Source organism: Aeromonas sp. HMWF014, from assembly GCF_963878295.1.
Classification (GTDB): Bacteria; Pseudomonadota; Gammaproteobacteria; order Enterobacterales; family Aeromonadaceae; genus Aeromonas; species Aeromonas popoffii.
The window spans coordinates 1,578-4,532 of the sequence record NZ_CAWNYS010000299.1 but is presented as its reverse complement, the minus strand read 5'-3'; the positions used below and the strand labels follow the sequence as shown (position 1 = coordinate 4,532).

The window sequence follows — 2,955 nt, the reverse complement described above, 5'->3', positions numbered from 1 at the left end:
TGCAGCACGTCACCCGGAATACCGGCCTGATGGGCCAGGGTCACCGCCAGATGGGCGATAAGGCCGGTCTGCTCCGCCGGTTTGGCGATAACGGTATTGCCGGTGGCCAGCGCCGCAGCGATTTGACCAAGGAAGATGGCCAGCGGGAAGTTCCACGGGCTGATGCAGACAAAGACGCCACGGCCCTGCAAGAACAGCTCGTTCTGCTCACCCGTGTAACCGGGCAGCAGGGTCGCCTGCCCCATCAGGCCACGGGCCTGCACCGCGTAGTAGCGGCAGAAATCCACCGCCTCGCGCACCTCGTCGATACCATCCTGCAGCAGCTTGCCCGCCTCGCGGGTACAGAGTGAGATGAACTGCTCGCGGTTCGCTTCCAGCAGATCTGCCAGCGTCTCCAGCGCGGCGGCGCGCTCGCTCACCGGGGTCTCGCGCCAGCGCGGGAAGGCAGCATGAGCGGAGGCCAGCGCCTGCTCCACCGCCTGCTCGTCGGCCCAGTGGATCTTGCCGACCGTCAGGCTCACGTCCTGCGGGCTCAGCACTGTGCGGGCCTCGCTGCGCTTGAGGGTCTCCCCATTGACGATGGGACCCGCCAGCCACTGCTTGCTCTCCAGCTCTTTCAACCTGGCGAAGAAGGGACGCTGGATGGCGACGATGTTCATGTTCACGCCGCTGGAGTTTTTACGGTCAGTGAACAGGTTCACCGGCTGCGGAATGCGGTCATTGGCCAGGCTGCCATAGCGCTTCAGGGTGCGCAGCGGGTGCTCGGCCAGGCTGTCTACCGGGGTGTTGGGATCCACCAGCTTGTGGACGAAGGAGGTGTTGGCCCCATTCTCCAGCAGGCGGCGCACCAGGTAGGGCAGCAAGTCCTTGTGGGCACCGACCGGCGCATAGATGCGGCAGTGCAGGCCGGGACATTCGCTGAGCACGGCGTTGTGCAGCTCCTCCCCCATCCCGTGCAGGCGCTGGAATTCAAACTGGCGATCGCCGGCCATCTCCAGAATGCTGACCACGGTATTGGCGTTGTGGGTAGCAAACTGGGGGGAGATGAAGCCGCGGGTCGGCTCGCTCAGCAGGTAGCGGGCACAGGCGAGATAGGAGATGTCGGTACCCGCCTTGCGGGTAAACAGCGGGTAACCGGGCAGACCGGCCTGCTGGGCATATTTCAGCTCGCTGTCCCAGTAGGCCCCTTTCACCAGCCGCACCGGGATCAGATCCCCCTGCTCGCGGGCCAGCCCCGTCAACCAGCAGAGCACCGGCAGGGCACGCTTGGAGTAAGCCTGCACCACCATGCCGAGCTTGCCCCAGCCGCGGTTGGCCTCGGAGCGGTAGAGCTGCTCGAAGAGATCCAGCGACAGCTCGAGGCGGTCCATCTCCTCGGCATCGATGCTGATGGCCACGTCCTTGTCACGGGCCAGACGCACCAGCCCCACCAGTCGCTCGCTCATCTCGCCAAGCACCCGCTCGCGGTTCGCCACGTCATAGCGCGGATGCAGCGCCGACAGCTTGATGGAGATGGACGGGGCCGGGCCGCCGTCGCTGATGCGCTCATTGCCGACCGCCTCGATGGCGCGCTGGTAGTCGCCGAAATACTTGTCCGCATCGGTCAGGGTCAGGGCGGATTCCCCCAGCATGTCATAGGTGTGGGTGTAACCCTTCTCCCGGGACTTGCGGCTCGCCTTCAGGGCCTCCTTCATGTCACGCCCCAGCACGAACTGCTTGCCCATGATCTTCATGGCAGCATACATGGCGGAGCGCACCACGGGCTCACCCAGCTTGTTGACCATGCGGCCCAGCATGTTGGCCGGATTGCCGTCCAGCTTCTTGTCGAGCTTGATGATCTTGCCGGTCAGCATCAGCCCCCAGGTGGAAGCATTGACCAGGGTGGAGTCGCTCTTGCGAAAATGGGAGGACCAGTTGGCGCCGGAGAGCTTGTCCTTGATCAGGGCGTCGGCGGTCTCGGCATCGGGAATGCGCAACAATGCCTCGGCCAGGCACATCAGTATGATCCCCTCCTGCGTATCCAGGCTGTACTCCTGCAGGAAGGCGTCGATGCCATCGCCCGATCCACTCTCCTTGCGTACCTTGGTCACCAGGGTACGGGCGCGCTGGGTCACCCGCTCCAGCGAGGCACCATCCCCCGGCAACATGGCAGAGAGCTCCGCCAGATAGGCATTCTCATCCACCACATAATTCTGGGTAATGGCTTCGCGCAGGGCGGCCAGATCGGAGGGAAGGTAGTCAGCAGCAAGAACTTGAGTGGCTTTGAACATATGGGGTCTTCCTGTACGCCCGCAGGCTATGTCGACGAAGGCGGCCGTGCCGCCGAAACGCCGACAATGTATACAATATCAACCGATAGATGAAATGAAATTGTTGCCTGACATTAACAAATATCGCTAATTGGCTCATTTGGCGCACATTAAAGCCGAGGAGTTCGCGAGGCTGGTAATTTCACTGCCTTATTTTGTATACAATTTTATACAAGGCAAAAAAGAAGGTCGCTATTGCGACCCTTCTTCATCCGACCGACAGAAACGGTCCGTTTGTCCTGCTTCACCACGGCTGCCACGACAGGGCAGAACCTGGGTAGCAGCATGCAAATCAGTTCATCCAGCGTTCGCCACGACTGCGACGACGGGGCAGCATGGGGAGCAGTATGCCGAGCAATATGCCGCCACCCACCATGGCACCACCGCGGATGAACCAGTCCATCTGCATGTCGTGCTCCTGGTTGTCATAGCTCTGGGTCAGGGCGTCGTTCTGCTCCTTTAGATTCCCCATCTCCTCGCTCTGGCTGGCGAGCTGGGTCTTAAGGCTGGCGATCTCCTTGCTCTGCTCGGCGATCTGACCATCCTTCTCGGTGAAGCGCTGCTCATTGTCACCGTTGAGGTTTTGCAGGCGAGCCTTGAGCTCTTCCAGCTCTTTCTGAACCTGGGGCAGGCGCTCGCGCAGGCT

2 protein-coding genes are annotated in these 2,955 nt (G+C 61.9%); both read right to left on the bottom strand.

Annotated elements, in window-relative coordinates; genetic code table 11:
- Positions 1-2,270: bifunctional proline dehydrogenase/L-glutamate gamma-semialdehyde dehydrogenase PutA (gene putA / locus AAC083_RS12305; RefSeq protein ID WP_108536755.1), on the bottom strand; the 2,270-nt coding region annotated here is incomplete at its 3' end.
- A gap of 331 nt (positions 2,271-2,601) precedes the next feature.
- Positions 2,602-2,955 (bottom strand): TIGR04211 family SH3 domain-containing protein (locus AAC083_RS23080; protein ID WP_258224678.1); only part of this gene is annotated, 354 nt, incomplete at its 5' end.